This is a genomic window from Paenibacillus ehimensis NBRC 15659 (genome assembly GCF_004000785.1).
GTDB classification, from domain to species: Bacteria; Bacillota; Bacilli; order Paenibacillales; family NBRC-103111; genus Paenibacillus_G; species Paenibacillus_G ehimensis.
Genome location: NZ_BILX01000013.1, coordinates 114,079 through 130,399 on the forward strand (window position 1 = coordinate 114,079; position 16,321 = coordinate 130,399).

At 55.9% G+C, this 16,321-nt stretch carries 18 protein-coding genes; 11 read left to right on the forward strand and 7 right to left on the reverse strand.

Translation table 11 applies throughout. From position 1 onward, the window contains the following. Nucleotides 1-67: 67 nt before the first annotated feature. Nucleotides 68-1,219 (reverse strand): glycosyltransferase family 4 protein, encoded by a 1,152-nt coding sequence (locus PEH01S_RS10465; protein WP_025849765.1) that lies wholly within the window; start codon nucleotides 1,217-1,219, stop codon nucleotides 68-70. A gap of 161 nt (nucleotides 1,220-1,380) precedes the next feature. Between PEH01S_RS10465 and PEH01S_RS10470 the strand changes: the two genes are divergently transcribed. Then, a complete protein-coding gene (locus tag PEH01S_RS10470) occupies nucleotides 1,381-2,613 on the forward strand; it encodes an aminopeptidase (protein WP_127485283.1) in 1,233 nt (410 codons plus the stop codon). Here PEH01S_RS10470 and PEH01S_RS10475 read toward each other — a convergent pair. Continuing rightward, nucleotides 2,610-3,188 (reverse strand): DNA-3-methyladenine glycosylase I, encoded by a 579-nt coding sequence (locus PEH01S_RS10475; protein ID WP_127485285.1) that lies wholly within the window; start codon nucleotides 3,186-3,188, stop codon nucleotides 2,610-2,612. The two genes, PEH01S_RS10470 and PEH01S_RS10475, sit on opposite strands and share 4 nt — an antisense overlap. A 212-nt stretch (nucleotides 3,189-3,400) precedes the next feature. Between PEH01S_RS10475 and PEH01S_RS10480 the strand changes: the two genes are divergently transcribed. From PEH01S_RS10480 to PEH01S_RS10505, 6 genes are all read left to right on the forward strand, one after another. Next, entirely contained in the window at nucleotides 3,401-4,165 is a 765-nt protein-coding gene (locus PEH01S_RS10480; RefSeq protein ID WP_127485287.1) for an EcsC family protein, read from the forward strand. Between the two features lie 23 nt (nucleotides 4,166-4,188). Beyond that, on the forward strand, nucleotides 4,189-4,554 hold the full coding sequence (locus PEH01S_RS10485) for a cupin domain-containing protein (RefSeq protein WP_025849769.1): 366 nt from the start codon (nucleotides 4,189-4,191) through the stop codon (nucleotides 4,552-4,554). Between the two features lie 88 nt (nucleotides 4,555-4,642). Beyond that, entirely contained in the window at nucleotides 4,643-5,407 is a 765-nt protein-coding gene (locus PEH01S_RS10490; protein WP_164827774.1) for a lipase family protein, read from the forward strand. A gap of 320 nt (nucleotides 5,408-5,727) precedes the next feature. After that, nucleotides 5,728-6,354 (forward strand): nitroreductase family protein, encoded by a 627-nt coding sequence (locus tag PEH01S_RS10495; protein WP_127485291.1) that lies wholly within the window; start codon nucleotides 5,728-5,730, stop codon nucleotides 6,352-6,354. An 88-nt stretch (nucleotides 6,355-6,442) separates the two neighbouring features. Then, on the forward strand, nucleotides 6,443-6,892 hold the full coding sequence (locus PEH01S_RS10500) for a MarR family winged helix-turn-helix transcriptional regulator (RefSeq protein ID WP_025849772.1): 450 nt from the start codon (nucleotides 6,443-6,445) through the stop codon (nucleotides 6,890-6,892). An 85-nt stretch (nucleotides 6,893-6,977) separates the two neighbouring features. Further along, nucleotides 6,978-7,754, forward strand: coding sequence for a pirin family protein (locus PEH01S_RS10505; protein WP_025849773.1), 777 nt, complete (start codon nucleotides 6,978-6,980; stop codon nucleotides 7,752-7,754). 114 nt (nucleotides 7,755-7,868) lie between these two features. Here the strand turns inward: PEH01S_RS10505 and PEH01S_RS10510 are convergent, their stop codons facing one another. From PEH01S_RS10510 to PEH01S_RS36005, 3 genes are all read right to left on the reverse strand, one after another. Further along, nucleotides 7,869-9,518, reverse strand: coding sequence for a b(o/a)3-type cytochrome-c oxidase subunit 1 (locus PEH01S_RS10510; protein WP_025849774.1), 1,650 nt, complete (start codon nucleotides 9,516-9,518; stop codon nucleotides 7,869-7,871). Nucleotides 9,519-9,648: 130 nt separating this feature from the next. Beyond that, nucleotides 9,649-10,119: a cytochrome c oxidase subunit II gene (locus PEH01S_RS10515; protein ID WP_025849775.1), complete on the reverse strand. Its 471-nt coding sequence runs from the start codon at nucleotides 10,117-10,119 to the stop codon at nucleotides 9,649-9,651. Between the two features lie 45 nt (nucleotides 10,120-10,164). Further along, nucleotides 10,165-10,338 carry a cytochrome c oxidase subunit 2A gene (locus tag PEH01S_RS36005; RefSeq protein WP_127485293.1) on the reverse strand — a complete coding sequence of 58 codons (174 nt, stop codon included), beginning with the start codon at nucleotides 10,336-10,338 and terminating at the stop codon, nucleotides 10,165-10,167. Nucleotides 10,339-10,584: 246 nt separating this feature from the next. Between PEH01S_RS36005 and PEH01S_RS10525 the strand changes: the two genes are divergently transcribed. The 3 genes from PEH01S_RS10525 to PEH01S_RS10535 are packed head-to-tail and all read left to right on the forward strand — an operon-like array spanning nucleotide 10,585 to nucleotide 14,279. Next, on the forward strand, nucleotides 10,585-12,054 hold the full coding sequence (locus PEH01S_RS10525) for a spore germination protein (protein WP_025849776.1): 1,470 nt from the start codon (nucleotides 10,585-10,587) through the stop codon (nucleotides 12,052-12,054). Between the two features lie 9 nt (nucleotides 12,055-12,063). Further along, on the forward strand, nucleotides 12,064-13,164 hold the full coding sequence (locus tag PEH01S_RS10530) for a GerAB/ArcD/ProY family transporter (RefSeq protein WP_127485295.1): 1,101 nt from the start codon (nucleotides 12,064-12,066) through the stop codon (nucleotides 13,162-13,164). Continuing rightward, nucleotides 13,161-14,279 carry a Ger(x)C family spore germination protein gene (locus PEH01S_RS10535; protein WP_127485297.1) on the forward strand — a complete coding sequence of 373 codons (1,119 nt, stop codon included), beginning with the start codon at nucleotides 13,161-13,163 and terminating at the stop codon, nucleotides 14,277-14,279. The genes PEH01S_RS10530 and PEH01S_RS10535 overlap by 4 nt, the downstream gene beginning before the upstream one ends. 34 nt (nucleotides 14,280-14,313) lie before the next feature. On the opposite strand, the gene PEH01S_RS10540 is transcribed toward PEH01S_RS10535, so the two are convergent. Continuing rightward, nucleotides 14,314-15,138, reverse strand: a complete 825-nt coding sequence (locus PEH01S_RS10540) for a DUF2935 domain-containing protein (protein ID WP_127485299.1) — start codon at nucleotides 15,136-15,138, stop codon at nucleotides 14,314-14,316. Nucleotides 15,139-15,247: 109 nt separating this feature from the next. Between PEH01S_RS10540 and PEH01S_RS10545 the strand changes: the two genes are divergently transcribed. Then, a complete protein-coding gene (locus PEH01S_RS10545) occupies nucleotides 15,248-16,009 on the forward strand; it encodes an aminoglycoside adenylyltransferase domain-containing protein (RefSeq protein WP_127485301.1) in 762 nt (253 codons plus the stop codon). Between the two features lie 62 nt (nucleotides 16,010-16,071). On the opposite strand, the gene PEH01S_RS10550 is transcribed toward PEH01S_RS10545, so the two are convergent. Continuing rightward, nucleotides 16,072-16,321: thiaminase II/PqqC family protein (locus tag PEH01S_RS10550; RefSeq protein ID WP_456320087.1), on the reverse strand; the 250-nt coding region annotated here is incomplete at its 5' end.

Here is a 16,321-nt window from a genome sequence, read left to right on the forward strand (position 1 = left end):
TACGCATAAGAAAGCCGCAGCGGTTTTTCGGCCGCACGGCCAAACGCAAAAAAACAGGCGGCCTCGTTCACCGCCCGTTGTACAGCTTAAGCCAACGCTCCGCCATCCGCTCCCATGTAAAGAGCCGCTGCACCCGCTCCACGCTTTTCTCCCCCATGCGCCGGACCTCGGCCTCGTTTTGCAGCAAGGAGATGACAGCCGGGGCAAGGCCGCTCCCCAGGGCGTCCGGCTCCACGGTTAGTCCGGTAACGCCCTCCTCGACGATTTCCGGCATTCCTCCGGCGCGGGTCGCGATGACCGGGACACCCGCGGCCATCGCTTCCACGTTGACGAGACCGAACGCCTCGCGGCGGGCGGACGGAACGACGAGGACGTCGGCCAAACGAAACCATTCGTCCACTTCGCCGTGCGGAACATACGGAACGAAGCGCACATGCTTTCTCAGCGGCTTGCTCGTCCTCCGAAGCCGCCTCACATAGGGGGTAAGCCGTTTCGAGCCGTAAAAGGCTCCCCCCACTACCAGCAGCAGCGCTTCCGGCACCTTGCCCGCAATTTCCGGCATCGCCGCCAGCAAATGATGCACGCCCTTGATCGGAATCAGGCGGCCGACATACAGAATGATTTTGCGGCCCTGCAGGCCGAGCCTGCGGAGCAGCGCCTCCCGCTTGGCGGCTCCTTCCGGAGACCATCGGGAAATAAACCGGTCCGGATCGACCCCAAGATGATTGACGACAATCTTAGCTTTGACACGCGGGTCTCTGCGCACCATTTCGTTCTTCAGGTAATGGCTGTTCACCACGATCCGGTCCGCCGCGGCGAGACAGCGCCTCAGCTCGGGCCGCCGGATATGGGGCTTGGAGACGAACGTAACGGAATGCAGCGACAGCCACACCTGCGCGCCCGGATGCTTTCGCTTGAGAAACCGGGCGAAGCGCGGGCGGTTCTCCACCTGAATCACCTTCGGCCGCAGCTTTCTCAGCTTGCGGCTGACACCCTCCACATAGCGGCGGGGCGAAACGGCGGGCACGCGCTCGTAGAGGACGCCTTGACGAATTTCGGTCGAACGGAGCCTCCGGCTCCGCCGCCCGATCACTGCCAGCCGGACGTGCCCCCGCAGGCGGCGGGCTACCTGTTCCACGACCAATTCGACGGAGCTGCTGTTGCCCGAAGGAATGACGAACGAACCCGGCGTCACGAAGACGACATCATACTCTTTCATGAAGCAGCCTCCCCGCGATCTTTTTGGCAGTATATTCTTGGCGCTGCGGATGTGGATAGGCTGTAGTTGTCCGGGCCGAAGTTTGGGCCGTTTGAATTTTGCCGTCCGGGGCTTCATAATGAAGAACGAACTTTCGAATATCCCGAGAGGAAGTGCAGACCGTGAGCCGATTGGAAACGTATATCGAACATTATGTGGAGCTGGCCGTGAAGGTAGGTGTCAACGTGCAGCAGGGGCAAACGCTTGTTGTAACCTCCCCCGTATCGGCTGCGGATTTCGTCCGCATCGTTGCGCGCAAAGCGTACGAGGCGGGAGCGAAGCACGTCTATGTCGAATGGGACGACGACGTGCTGAAACGGTTGAAATACGAGCATGCTCCCGACGAGGCATTCCATGAATATCCGCAATGGAAAGCGGACGGCTTCCGTCAATTGGCGGAAGAAGGGGCGGCGTTCCTGCAGGTATACTCTCCTGCGCCCGATCTGCTCAAACATGCGAAGCCCGAGCGGATCGCTGCGGCGAGCAAAGCGTACGGCGCCGCCATGCTGGAATACCGCCGCATGATGCAGGCCGGAAGGTTCAGTTGGACGATCGTATCCGTTCCGTCGGCGGCTTGGGCGGCTAAAGTGTTCCCGGAGGCAAATGAAGAAGAGGCGGTTCGTTCGCTGTGGGAACGCATCGTTCAAGCGGCGAGAGCCGACCGTGACCGGCCTGTGGAAGCCTGGCAGGAGCATCTGGCGGCGCTTCGCTCAAAGGTGGAGCGGATGAATGCGAAGAGGTACGCCCGGTTGATCTATCGCGCGCCGGGAACGGAATTAGACGTGGAGCTGCCCCCGGAGCACCAATGGGTCGCAGGCGGTATGCATAACGCCCAGGGGAATTTTTTCGTGCCGAATATTCCGACGGAGGAAATGTTCACGCTGCCTCGCGCCGACGGTGTCCACGGAACCGTACGCAGCACGATGCCGCTGAACTGGAACGGGACGCTGATCGACGGCTTCAGCTTGACGTTCGAGAACGGGAAGGTCACGAAGTGTACGGCGGAGCAAGGACAAGAGGCGCTGCAGCGGCTCATCGCGACCGACGAGGGCGCGGCCCGGCTCGGCGAAGTGGCGCTTGTGCCGCAGAATTCGCCGATTGCCGAGATGAACGTGCTGTTTTACAATACGGGGCTTGACGAGAACGCCTCCTGCCATCTGGCGTTAGGCAACGCGTATCCGCTATGTCTGGAGGGCGGCACCGCCATGACCCGGGAGCAGTTGGCGCAGCGCGGAGCCAATCACAGCCTGGTGCACGTCGACTTCATGATCGGGTCGGACGAACTCGATATCGACGGAGAGCTGCCGGACGGCACGGTGGAGCCGGTGTTCCGGCGGGGCTGCTGGGCGGATTAATCCGCCCGAGCTCCGGAAAGCTCCGCAAACCGGAAGCAATCGACCGTATGGTCCATCACCATGCCGGTCGCCTGCATAAACGCATAGCAGATCGTCGAGCCGACAAACGCGAAGCCGCGCTTCTTCAGCGCCTTGCTCATCGCATCCGATTCCGGCGTGCTGGCCGGGACGTCCTTCAGGCTCTGCCAGCGGTTGCGGATCGTATCGCCGCCGACGAACTGCCAGATGTAGCGGTCGAAGCTGCCGAATTCCTCCTGCACCGCGAGAAAAGCCTTCGCGTTCGCCACGGCGGCGCGCATTTTGAGCCGGTTGCGGATAAGACCCGGATCGCCGAGCAGCTCGTCCAACTTGGCATCGTCGTAAGCGGCTACCACCCTCGGATCAAAGCCGTCGAACGCCTCCCGGTACCGGTCTCTTTTTTTGAGCACCGTATACCAGCTCAGTCCAGCCTGGGCTCCTTCCAGGATCAGCATCTCAAACAGCTTCTGGTCGTCATGAACGGGAACGCCCCATTCCTTATCGTGATAGTCGATATATATAGGATCTTCATTACACCAGCCGCAGCGGCATTCCATAGGACGCATCCTCTCCTTTTTTTCCTAACTATACCACATTATCGCGCCATAGCTTGTCACGATTTTGCGATGCGATAGAGTGAAAACTTTTCGTTGCCGGTACGTATCAAGTATAATAGCGGATATTCCGCGATGCCCAAGCGCTTCGCGCACGGCATATCCGAACCCGGCACAGTCAAGCCGAACGACTCCAAACATCAGGCGGGGATCCTATGAATCATTCATTTACCGTATACGAGCAGCAAATCCGGAAGCAGTTGATCGGGTGGGAGAAGGAGCTGCTCAAGCCGCCCGGCATGCTCGAAAAAACGTCCAAAGCGCTGCAAACGCGAATCAACGAAGCCATACCCGAGAAAGTGCATACGGCCATTACTGCAGCGGTCAAAGGCATTGTTCAGACAGCGCTGTTCAGCTTGGATTATATTCCGAAAAGCGAACCGCTCCAAGGCATGACCTTGGCGTCGCGCGACCAAAAAGCGGAGGAGCTGATCGGCTTTTACAAAAAGCTGGCGGCGGCGGAAGGCGCGGGGACGGGAGCCGGGGGCATTTTACTCGGGCTCGCGGACTTTCCGATTCTGATCGGCATCAAGATGAAGTTCTTGTTCGAGCTCGCCCACATCTACGGACATTCGACGCTCGATTATCGCGAACGCTTGTACATTTTGCATGTATTTCAGGTGGCTTTCTCCAGCCAGAACAAAAAGCCCGAGCTGTACCGGGCCGTCGTAAATTGGCCGCAAACGGTCAAAACGCTGCCTCCCGCGGACACCTATGCCCAGCACATCGATTGGAGGCAGCTCCAGCAGGAATACCGCGATACGATCGATTTCCGCAAAATGCTGCAGCTTGTCCCCGGCATTGGCGCCGTCGTCGGGGCATGGGCCAATTACGGCCTGCTGGAGGAGTTGGGACAGGCCGGCATGAACTGCTACCGCCGGCGCTGGCTGGATGAGGCGGAGATAAGCAAGACAACTTAAGGCGAGGGAGAGGAACCGCAACCATGAAAATAAGTAAAGCGAATGCACCGCATTATATTTGGGGCGACCGGTGCGACGGCTGGCATCTGGTTCAGCAGCCCGGGCTGAGCGTCATTCACGAGCGGATGCCCCCGCATACGGCCGAGGTCCGGCATTACCATCACCAGGCGCGCCAATTGTTTTTCGTGCTCACGGGGACGGCCGAGCTGGAGGTGGACGGCGAGCTCCACACCCTTGGTCCGCAGGAAGGCTGCGAGGTGCCGCCGGGTGTGCCGCATCAGATGAAGAACGTTTCCTCCGGGGACGTCGAGTTTCTTGTCGTCTCGCACCCGCAGACCCGGGGAGACCGGGTGGAAGCGCCGCCTTTGGCGGAACCGAAGAAGGACTAGCCCGCGGCCCGCTTCCCGTTCTCCCGTTTCACTGCCGGAGTTGCCGGAATACACTATACGACCGATTCCAATGTTAGGAGCATGTCGTATGGCCATCGCTTCGAACCGGGCCATCCTGCTGGCCTCCATCGTGTATCAGGCTCTCCGGCAGTACAACCATAACGGATCGTTCGAGCTGCCCCCCGGGTACAAGCTGGGCGCCGTCCTGGGCAAGAAAAAGTATCCTTACCTCGGCTTCATTCTCGAGTCCGGGCAATCGATCGTGATCGCGCTTCGCGGCACGGCGGCTTTATCCGAATTGAAGAAAGATTTGCAATTCGATCAAATTCCTTTCCCTTTTGTCCGCAACGCCGGACTCACGCACCGCGGTCTCACGGAGCTGTACGCATCCGCGCTTCGAGAGCGGATTATAAGCTATTTGAACAAAGCTGCTCCCCAAAAAAGACTGTATTTGGCCGGCCACAGCATCGGCGGCTCGCTTGTTACGCTGTGCGCGCTCGACCTCGTCTTTCACACTCCCTTCAAACAACCCGTAGTCTACACGTTCGGGGCCCCGAAGGTCGGGAATCCCGAATTTGTCCGACTGTTTAACAGCCGGATTCGCCACAGCACCCATATTGCCAACCGGTATGACCTTGTGCCGCTCTTGCCCATCTCCTTCGGCAAAACCGTATACCGGCATGTCCGGTACCGCTGCGTGATCCGCTTTCGAAGCAAAGGCCTGCTGGGGAGCCATTCGATCAAAAGCTACTACAAAGAGCTGTTGCGCCGGAGCGCAGGCCGCAGCCGTCCTTACTACAACCGCAGTCCGAAAGGCCTTCTGCCCGTCGCCGCCGTCAGCACGGCCCGCTAATTTTGCGGCATCCCGCCGAGGAGCGATGTCAAATCCGGATATCCGCTGATAAGCGGCTTCCAAGCCAAATTTCCCGAGGACTCGGGGTCCCCGCAAAGTACTCGGACTAAGCTTTCCTGATTCAACCTCACTTTGCGGGGGGCTCGGCAGCGGTCGGAAGTGGATACCCCACCCTCTCGTAAACTCCTATTCCCTCATGCACCACTTTCACAACAAGCTTAAGGCTCTACCCGGTTTTTGCTATTTCCCTTGACAATCATCTTAAAAAGTATTATCTTAAATTTAAGACATAATCGTATCTATCGACGGAGGTCCTCCCTATGAACGACTTTACAGCCCTGTTAAAATCGCGAAGATCGGCAACCAAATTCATTCCGAACATCGAGATCCCGGACAAAGAGCTCGAAGAGATTTTCGGGCTGGTCAAATTCGCCCCTTCGGCCTTCAACTTGCAGCATGCGCATTACGTCGTCGTCAAAGACCCGGAGTTAAAAACGAAAGTTCACGAAGCGGCCAGCAAGCAATACAAAGTGCTGACGGCTTCCGCAGCCATTCTGGTGCTGGGCGATACGGAGGCGTACCGAAACGCGGCTAAAATCAACGAAGGCTTTCTTCATCTCGGCGTGATGAGCAAGCAGGAATATGACCAAACGGTCGATTACGTCACCGCATTCTATGAGAACCGGGGCGAAACATTCAAGCGCGAAGAAGCGATCCGCAACGCCAGCTTGTCGGCCATGCTGTTCATGCTGATTGCCAAAGACCGCGGCTGGGATACGTGTCCGATGATCGGCTTCGACCCGGATGCGATGCGCGCAGCCCTGAACATTCCGGACCGTTACGTTCCCGCTATGCTGATTACGATCGGCAAAGAGGATGTGTCGGGACAACGGCCGCGCGGCTATCGCAAACCGACAGGCGAATTTGTAAGCTATAACCAAATCTAAAACAAGCTAGCCCAGAAATGTATTGCCCCTCAGGAATGAGGAATACTGAATTTAGGCTCATCGCGGGCAGCGAAAGGAGTTGCGAACGTTGAACGCAGAGAACAACCGGGACGAATCGCTGCATTTGTTCATTGTGCTTTCCCGGGCATGCGAATGGGTCACGGCGCACGCCCACCGGGACATCCGGCGCCATGGCATGAATCCGACCGAATATGCGGTGCTGGAGCTGCTGTATCATAAAGGCTCGCAGCCTTTGCAGCAGATTGGCGGCAAAATTTTGATGACCAGCGGTAACATCACCTACGTCGTGGACAAGCTGGAGCAAAAAGGGCTTGTCGTACGGAAGCCGTGCCCGGAAGACCGCCGGGTAAGCTTCGCGGAAATTACGGAGAAAGGCGTCGCATTTCTGGACGAGGTGTTCCCGCAGCACCGCGAAGCGATCGAAGCCGCGGTCGCCGGCCTGTCCCCCGAGGAGAAGCGCCAAGCGATCGGTCTGCTGAAGAAGCTCGGGATCGCGGCGCAGGAAAGCTTCAAATAGCGGGTCGCCTCCGGCGAACCGCAGCTCATATCTTAATATTGAGATTTTTTCAGCCCAAACTATTTCGATTCAGGAGGTTATTTTGATGCAAATTATGATCTATCCCCCAACGATGCAAGGAACCGGGGCCTTCGACGGAGGCCGGATTACGGAGCAGAAGCCGATCGGATTTCCCGGCGAACGGTCGGTCGTCAAGCGGGTCGGTCCGCTGTTCTATTGGGCGTGGGCTTTTGCTGCGGAGGAAGGCTATATCGGGTCTCATCCCCATCAGGCGTTCGAGATTATGACGTATGTTCTCGCCGGCAAAGCGGAGCATGGCGACTCGCTCGGCACGCGAAGCGTCGTCGGGCCTGGCGGCGCACAGGTGATGCAGACCGGATCGGGCGTCTCCCACGAAGAGCGGTTTATCGGCCCGGATATGGAAGGCTTCCAAATCTGGTTCGAGCCGGAGCTGAATGAAGCGCTGAAACGGACGCCGACTTATCGCCAGTTCGACCATGAGGAATTTCCGGAGGAAGCCGGGGAAGGCTACGTGCGCAAAACGGTCATCGGCGACGGTTCGCCGGTCGAGCTCGTGGCCGACGCCAAAGTGTGGGATTTGACGCTGGAACCCGGCGCCGTCTACCCGCACGTCATTCCGGCAGGCCATACGTTGACGGCGCTCGCCGTCCGCGGGCACGGAGCCTGGACGGACGCTTCGGCCGGAGGTGCGGTGACCCCGTTCCGGCACAAAGATTTCATGCTGCTTGGAGCAGCCGCCGATACGAACGTGTCGCTTCAAGCCGCGGACGACGAAACGCTGCGGATCATGCTTATCGAGGTTCCTACCACCGTCGATTACCCGCTCTACCCGAAACGATAATCGACGTTAACAGCCCGGCGGCCGCCCGCCGGGCTGTGCAAAAAAAAGACCTCCGCCGGCCCATGGCCCGTGCGGAGGCAAAAGAGAGAAAATGGAGGAATAGAGTATCGAATATTACCAGGTCTTGAATCCTTTCGAGCCAACGCTGGCATTCGAAATAATATCCATGACCGGTACGGAGTAAGCTACAAGAATAAGGACAACCAGCACACCGACCCATACGCCCCAGCGCTCGAAGATGGCCGGCGCTTTTTCCGCCGCTTCGCTCGCTTCCGCGATCGGGAACTCGGTTTGCCCTTTCGGGGCGCTTAGCAGCATGACGATGTTAATAATCATCATGACGACGCCGATGAACAAGATCGTGCCGCCGACGGCCATCGCCACATGGTACGGCATCCACATGATCGCATCCGGATGGTCCTGATAGGTGGTAAAGGCGGTACGGCGTGGCGACCCGAACAGACCGACCGTATGCATCGAGCCCGACATGAAGAACATACCGACCATCCATACAATCGTCTGAATGATACCCATCCGGTGCATGAGCGGGGTCATTTCCCGCCCCAGCATAGCCGGGATCAGCCAGTACGTGATGCCGAAGAAGGTCAGCGCCACGCTCGTTGCCACCGTCAGATGGAAGTGGCCGGTTACCCACAGCGTATTGTGAACGATGGCGTTCAGCTCGTGGCTGGCGTTAATCAGCCCCCCGGCTCCGGCCGGGATGAAGATCAGCATGCCCATGAACGGAGCGAAGAAGCGGACGTCTTTCCAAGGCAGCTTCTTCAGCCAGCCGAACAGGCCTTTCGCGCCGACGGAGCGGCCATGCATCTCGAAGGTGGCGAACAGCGAGAACGCCGTCATCAGCGACGGAATCACGACCATGAACGTCAGAACGACTTGAACGAATTTCCATACGTTTGAGATCCCCGGCTCCATGAGCTGATGGTGGAAGCCGACGGGAATCGAGAAGAGCAGAAACATGATGAACGACAGGCGGGCAAGCGCATCGCTGAACATTTTGCCGCCGATCACCTTCGGAATGACGACATACCAGCACATATAGGCAGGCAGCAGCCAGAAGTAAACGAGCGGATGACCGAAATACCAGAATAGCGTCCGGCTCAACACGACATTGACCGTATCAACCCAGCCGAGCGACCACGGAATGAGCTGGAACAACACCTCGATCGCGACGCCCAGCGTTGCGATAATCCACATCAGCATCGTCACGACGGCCATAAACGTAAAGATCGGGGTCGTTTCTCCGCGGTGCGTTCTTTTCCAATAGCGGTAGTTGATAAAGATGCCGAAGCCGCTCATCCAGCTCCCGACGACAACGAACACCAGCGCGATGTAAAACGCGGGCGAAGCTTTGAGCGGGGCATAGAACGTGTACAGCACCGTCGCCCGGTTCAGCAAAATCTCCACCGTGGCAATCGCCGTTCCGAGCGTCATCAGGCCGAAGCCGAGCCAACCGAGATTGCGGGCGATCGGCAGCAAATGGCCTCCGAGCGTACGGGCAACCCCCGCATATAAAAAGCCGATGATGAAATAGGTGGTGAAGATGAGCGCCATCAAGACGCCGTGCGCCGTCAGCAGCTGGTAATAACCGATGCCCATCGGCAGCGCAAGCATCCCCCCGCGGACAAGCCCTTGCATGACGCCGGCAATGCCGCCGAGAAACAGCGCGAAGAAAGCGAACAGAATATGGGCGAGCACCAGAGCCGAATCGCGCCGATCGAAACTTTTCAGATTTTGAATCATAGGGAATACGCTCCTTTAATTGCGGACCGGGCAAGACATTCCGGCGAAGGAACCGCCCCGTTTCCGCCTTCACGAATTGTGATAGTTTTCACAATATAAGATGCTGCGTTTTTTTCGCGACCGTTCGCGCCTAGGTTACGATGATTTTCATCATCATGACTTCGTGCGCGGCCCCGCAGTATTCGTTACAAAGCACCAGATACTCTCCCGGTTTATCGAACGTATACGAGAAATGGTTTACCTCGCCCGGCACGGCCATCATGTTGATCGTCGTTCCGTTCACTTGGAACCCGTGCACGACATCGGAGCTGGTGACTTGAAAGCGGACCTTCGACCCTGCCGGAATTTCCAGTTTATCGGGATTGTACCCGAAAGCGAAAGCAACCAAAATCGCTTCGTACTCTTTGTCGCCAATTTGATGAAGACCCGGCTTATCGAACGGCGGTGTCGTACTCAGCGTTTCAGGATTTACCGTATGCCGGTGATCACCGGGCGGCTCCATTCCTAATGCAAACGCTCCCACACCGACGACGGTCAAAAACAAGACTAACATAGAAATCCCGAAAATGAGCCAAATTTTTTCCAAACGATGAATATGCATGCTCCTTCAACTCCTTCAATCTCTGTTCCGTTCCCGTCTCCGGTTTTACCCCCTGACCATAAACAATACGAAGACCCCGAACCAACTCAGCAGCAGAAACAATCCGAGCAGCATGACGGAAGCAAACGTGCCTCTCAAGCCTTCCTCTTCGTTCTTGTGTTTGACAACCGGCGTTTCCCCTTGATGTGTATGGGGTGCGGCGTTGTGCGGTTTAGCCATCTTATTCCCTCCCCTTGTGCGGGACATCTTATGTCCTTATTGTAGAGGTCCCGGGCCAAAAGGCTCTATGATTTAAGTCACATCGAAAGTCACGGATTCTTGAACGTTTTATGGACGAAAAAGACGAAAAATGTCGAATCCCCTTTCGGCTGTGACGAAATTCGATGACGGTATATTTTTGTTTATTTCTGCGCAACTTGTAAGGATAAGGGAGGATTCGCGCCCGCAAGCACGGGAGGTAACACCATGACCCATATTTCGAAATCAATCGCCGAAAATTTGGACACCCTTTACCGCACCTTTAGCCATACGCCCGATCTGATCACCCGTCATTTCCAGATGAGGCCGGGAGCGCATGCGCTGCTTGTATATTTCGACGGGCTGACGGACAAGCCCGCCGTCAGCAATCATATTCTGCATCCGCTTATTCACGAGCTGGATTCGGTCGACGACCTCTCGAACGCCTCGGCGATCACCGGACAGACCCAGACGATCACCCGGTGGGCCGACGTCGAAATGTCGCTTTTTCATGGAAACAGCGTGCTCTTCATCGACGGTCTGTCGTATTCTTACGTCTTTCCGACGCAAGGAGGCCCGGAGAGGGCCATCAAGGAGCCCGATGCCGAAAAGACCTTAAAAGGGGCGCATATCGGCTTCGTGGAAGCGGACGGCCAGAACATCGCGCTCATTCGACGCTATTTGCCGAACCGCGAATTGAAAATCAAGCAGCACGTCATTGGCACAAGAGGGAAAACCAAGGTTTCGGTTTTGTATTTGGATGATATTACCAAGCCCGACTTGCTGGAGGAAATCGAGACCCGTCTTCGGCAGATCGATACGGATCACGTCTTTAATGCGGGGGAATTGGAAGAGTTCATCGAAGATCACCCGGCCAGCCTGCTGCCGCAATTCATCATTACGGAGCGGCCCGATTCGGCCGTCTCTCACCTTCTGCAAGGCCGGGTTGCGGTTATTGTCGACAATTCGCCCGGGGTGCTGATCGGCCCCGTTACTTTCCTGACGTTCTTTCAATCGATTGAGGACTACAGCAGCCGCTGGATCGTGGCTTCCTTTATCCGGCTGCTGCGCTTTATCGCATTTTTTATTACGATTAGCCTGCCGGCGGTATATATAGCCATCATTTCCTTTCATTACGAAGTGCTTCCATTGCGGCTGCTGATCTCTATCGGGGAATCGAGAGCCAAGGTCCCCTTTCCGCCGATCATCGAAGCACTCGTCATGGAAATTTCGATTGAAATGCTGCGGGAAGCCGGGCTTCGTCTGCCGGGCCCTCTCGGGCAAACGATCGGCGTCGTCGGCGGTATCATTATCGGACAAGCCGCCGTTCAAGCGGGCATCGTCAGCAACATCATGGTCATTATTGTAGCGATCACGGCCGTTTCCTCGTTCATCATTCCCGATTACGATATGGCTTCGGCTTTGCGCCTGATCCGGTTTCCGATGATGGTGCTTGCCATGATGTTCGGGATGGTCGGTATTGTGATCGGGCTTTCGATCTTTGTACTGCATGTGATTGCCATGGAGTCGGTCGGCGTTCCGTACGGAAGCCCGATCTCTCCCATCCGGATACCCGATTGGAAGGATATATGGGTTCGCGCGCCCCTGTGGAAAATGAACAAGCGCCCATTCTCGGCGAATCCGGCTCAAATAAAACGGCAAGGCCCCAGCCGAGAAGGGGACGATGGGAAAAGGTGACGGCCGTTCATGAAAAAATATACCATGAATGAAATCAACTTGAAGCAGTTCATCTTTACGATCTATAAAACCCAGATCGGCATCGGTGTGCTGTCCCTCCCGCGCGATTTGGCGAAGACGGCCGGGACGGACGGATGGCTGGCGATCTTGCTCGGTTGGCTGCTGGCCATTCTCTTCAGCATCATCATCATTAAAGTGATGGAAAAGCATCCGCACGATACGCTGTTCGATTTGTTTCCCAAATTTTTCGGACGCTGGCTCGGCGGCGCGGTTTCCTCGCTGTGGATTCTGTACAGCACGTTTTCCGCTACCGTCGCTATGATTTCATCGATCCATATCATCCATGTATGGATTCTGACGAATGTCAAAGAATACGTGCTGATGCCGCTGTTCATGATTCCCGTCTACATGGCGGCCAAGCAAGGAATCCGGGTGATCGGCCGGTTTGCCGAGTTCGTGTATCTTTTTACCTTATGGATGCCGATGATCCTCTTTCTAACTTTGCATGAGAGCAACTGGCTGAACCTTCTTCCGGTCGGCCAAAACGGCTGGTTTGCCATTCTCGGGACGGTTAAGGCCACCGTGCTGTCGTTTCTGGGATTCGAGGTTGCTTTTATGCTGTACCCTTTCCTGCAGGACAAAAAATCGGCGGTCAAGGGGGTAATTATCGCCAATACGATGTCCATGCTTATCTTTATGCTGATTACGATCTTCAGCTACGTGCGCTTCAGTCAGGATGTAGTCATGGAATACGTCTATCCCACGCTGAACCTGCTGAAGCTCATTCGCCTTCCGATCCTGGAGCGGTTTGAAATTATTTTTCTTCCGTTCTATTTGTTCATCCTGTTTATGACGGTCATCCCTTATCTGTACATGTCCGTATTCGGCATCAGCCGGCTGCTCGGGAAGCCGGATCACCGCAAATATTTGCGCGTGCTCATGCTGGGATGGCTGGCGCTGCCGTTCTTTTTCACCCCTTCGTATGCCCATATTACCGGACTCGGCAAGCTATGGGGCAATCTCGGCTTATGCGCGGCTGTCATTTTTCCCATCCTCCTCTGGATCTATCAAAGAGCTTTCTTTAAATTCAGAAAGGGATCATTGCGATGAAAAGACGTCTTATCTTTGTCCTGACGCTTACTCTTCTGCTTGTCGTCCCCGGGTGCGGACGAAGAATGTATTTGGAAAACCGGCAAATTATTCTCATGACGGGCGCCGATCTCAATAACGACCAACGGCTGACCGTCTACACGTCTACTCCTGTGTTCAGTGTCGAAGCCAAGCAAAAATACAATATATCGGAAACGTCAGCCGATACGCTGAGGCAGGCCAGATCGAAGCTCGATGCGATGAGCACCGGTCCGCTCGCTTCCGGGAAAATTCAGACGGTTTTGATCGGAAAAAAGCTGCTGCAGCGCCCGGACATGCTTCATTATATGGATGTGTTCATGCGCGATCCCAAAAGCGAAATCAATGCAAACATCTTGGCCGTGGACGGCCCTGTCAAAGATATCATGTACGCGAATATGAAAGACAAAGGCCGCCCGGGCGTCGTCCTTAAAGAACAAACGGAGGCGGCCTTCTCGAGCCGGACAGCCGTCAAAACGATCATGCAGGAGTTCCACCAGCAGCTGCTCGATCCGCGGAGGACCCCTGCGATGACGGAGGTGAAGCTGAGTGGCAATGAAATTGTCGTCACGGGAACGGCTCTTTTGTCCAAGGAAGGGGCCTATGCCACCTCGCTGAATAACGAGGAAAGTGCTTTATTGCTCCTGCTGCAGCAAAGAAAAGGCCAGCCCTTTCCGTTTACGTTTCACATCCCGCCCAAAAAAATAAAGGCGGCCGAGCATCTGGCTTTTTTGAGCCTTGAGATCGGAGATACGCAGTACGACATCAAGGTCAGGCACGAGAACAGCCGGTTTGCCTTCGATATTCGAATGAAGATTAAGGTGAATTTGACGGAGCGGCTGTTCGAATACGACCTCGAGAAAGATAAGAAACCGTTGGAGCAAGCGCTGCAACAGGAGCTGACAAAGAAGTTCGAAGCCCTGATCGCGAAAATCCAGAAGCACCGCATCGACCCGATCGGATTGGGCGTTTATGCCAAAGCCTTTCAGTTCGCTCAATGGAAAAAAGTCGAGAACGACTGGGGCAAAGCGTTGGCCGAAGCCAAGATTCGCGTGATGCCTGACGTTGTCATCCAAAGCTCCGGGGTCGCGATGTAGCCCAACCATGGGAGCCGCAAGGCTCGCCGGCAAACTACCTTACGGTCTGCTTCGTTAACGGACAATCCGGGATCTCGAAGATGGCGATATTAAAATTCGCCAGCTTGCGCAGAAAGTAACATGTCTCCGGAAGATGATGCTCCAGGAAACGCAGCGTCACCCGGCTTAACACCTGAGAGTTCCGGTACAGTCCGAGAATTTGCTCAATCAGATGGTAAAAGACTACGACGGACTCGGACACTTGCTTCGCAAACAACCGCTGCAGCGGAAAAAGCGGCGGAGTAAACCGCAAATAGCCTTTGATGGCTTGGTTTTTGATGATATGCGCTTGAAATTCCCGCTCGACTTGCTGTACCCTCAAGGATAAGGGAATTTCGACCGGGTCCAAGGCGTTGCGCGCCAATATGGCGTGCCCGAGCTGATCCTCCAGCCACAGGTCCATCAGATCGACCAGCGAGAGCTCCGGAGGCCGCTCCGCCCGGACGGCATACAAGAGAAGCCGCAGGTATTCCTGATTCTCATTCAGCGTTCCGTTCAGAAACGTAGGCGTCAAGTTCAGGTTGACACGGTTTTGCACCCGCAAATGCTGCATATGCCCCTCGAATTGAAAATAGCCGCCGGCTACCGAATAGCTGGCCTTGGCGAACTCCGCCATCTCGGGGGATTCGTAAGGCAAGTCCCGGTCGACGGCGTATAACCGCTCCCGCAATCGGCGGAACGCTTCGATATATCGCTTCGCCGTGTCGACCCACTGCTCTTCGGCCGGCGACAAATAATCGCGCATAAAATAGGCGTGATCTTCCAATATTTCAAGCCAGAACCGGTGTTCGTCCCAAGCGGTCATCTGGGAATATTTCATGGCCATCCCTCCAAGACGTTGTCAACCTATCCTATGACTTGACCGGGAGCAATTAGTACCGGAAAAGCGAACGGCGTGGGAAGGCCAATGCATAGAAAGGAGGGGTTATATGTCTGTACCGGCAGTATTGGACAACATCGCGGGGCTGTTTAAAGAAGAGCTGAACGAAGAGCTCGCTGGCATTTATTTGCATGGCTCTTTGGCTATGGGATGCTTTAACCCGGTCAAAAGCGATATCGACCTGCTGGTTGTTGCCAAACGCGAACTGACAGCGGAGACGGCGAAGCGGATCGCCAAAAAGCTCCTTGCCATCGACGACGGACTGCCGAACGGAGGCGGAATCGAGCTGAGCGTCGTCCTGGAGAGCAGTCTGAACGAGTTCGTCCATCCTACGCCTTTTGAATTTCATTATTCTCCCCTGCACAGGGACAAGTATCGGACGGACGAGAATTATATTTGCGGAGGGCGGGAAGATCCGGATTTGGCGGCACACCTTGTCGTCGCTTATCATCGGGGAATCGCTCTATACGGTAAGCCGCTGCACGAAGTGATGCAACCCATCGACAAGCGGTTTTACGTGAAATCCATTCTTCACGATGTGGAGGATGCACCGCAGGGCATCCTGAAGGCAACCGATTATTATGTCTTGAATTTATGCAGAGTCTTATACTATCTCAAGGAAGGCGTCGTTTCTTCGAAACGAGAGGGCGGCGAATGGGGCTTGAAGACGCTGCCTTCCGAGTATGAGGAGACCGTTCGTCTGAGCTTGGAGCGGTATGGCGGCAGAGCGGACGGCAAAGAGCAGGACCAGCGGCTGTTATCGGAATTCGCCGGCTTTATGCTGGATGAAATTCGGAAGTCGGTTGAATGAGATCGGCACGAAAAAAGGCGCACAGCCGTATTCCGGCGGTGCGCACTTTGCGATTAGGGCTATTAAACCGGCCATGTCTCCTTGCGGTAAGCCATGTCCCAGAACATATACTCGTACCGGCTGCTGAGAATGAAATGATTCTGCATCCGCTCCCGGTCCTGAGCCGTCGCCTGCTCCGCCAGCTCGTCCAGCCGGGCGATTTGCTCCTCGACGAGCACCCGGAACCATTCGCCGCCGTAGGCTGCGATCCAATCGCGGTAGATCGGCTCGTCCGGCGTGCAGCCCGCCAGCCGCCCCCCGATTTCGTAATAC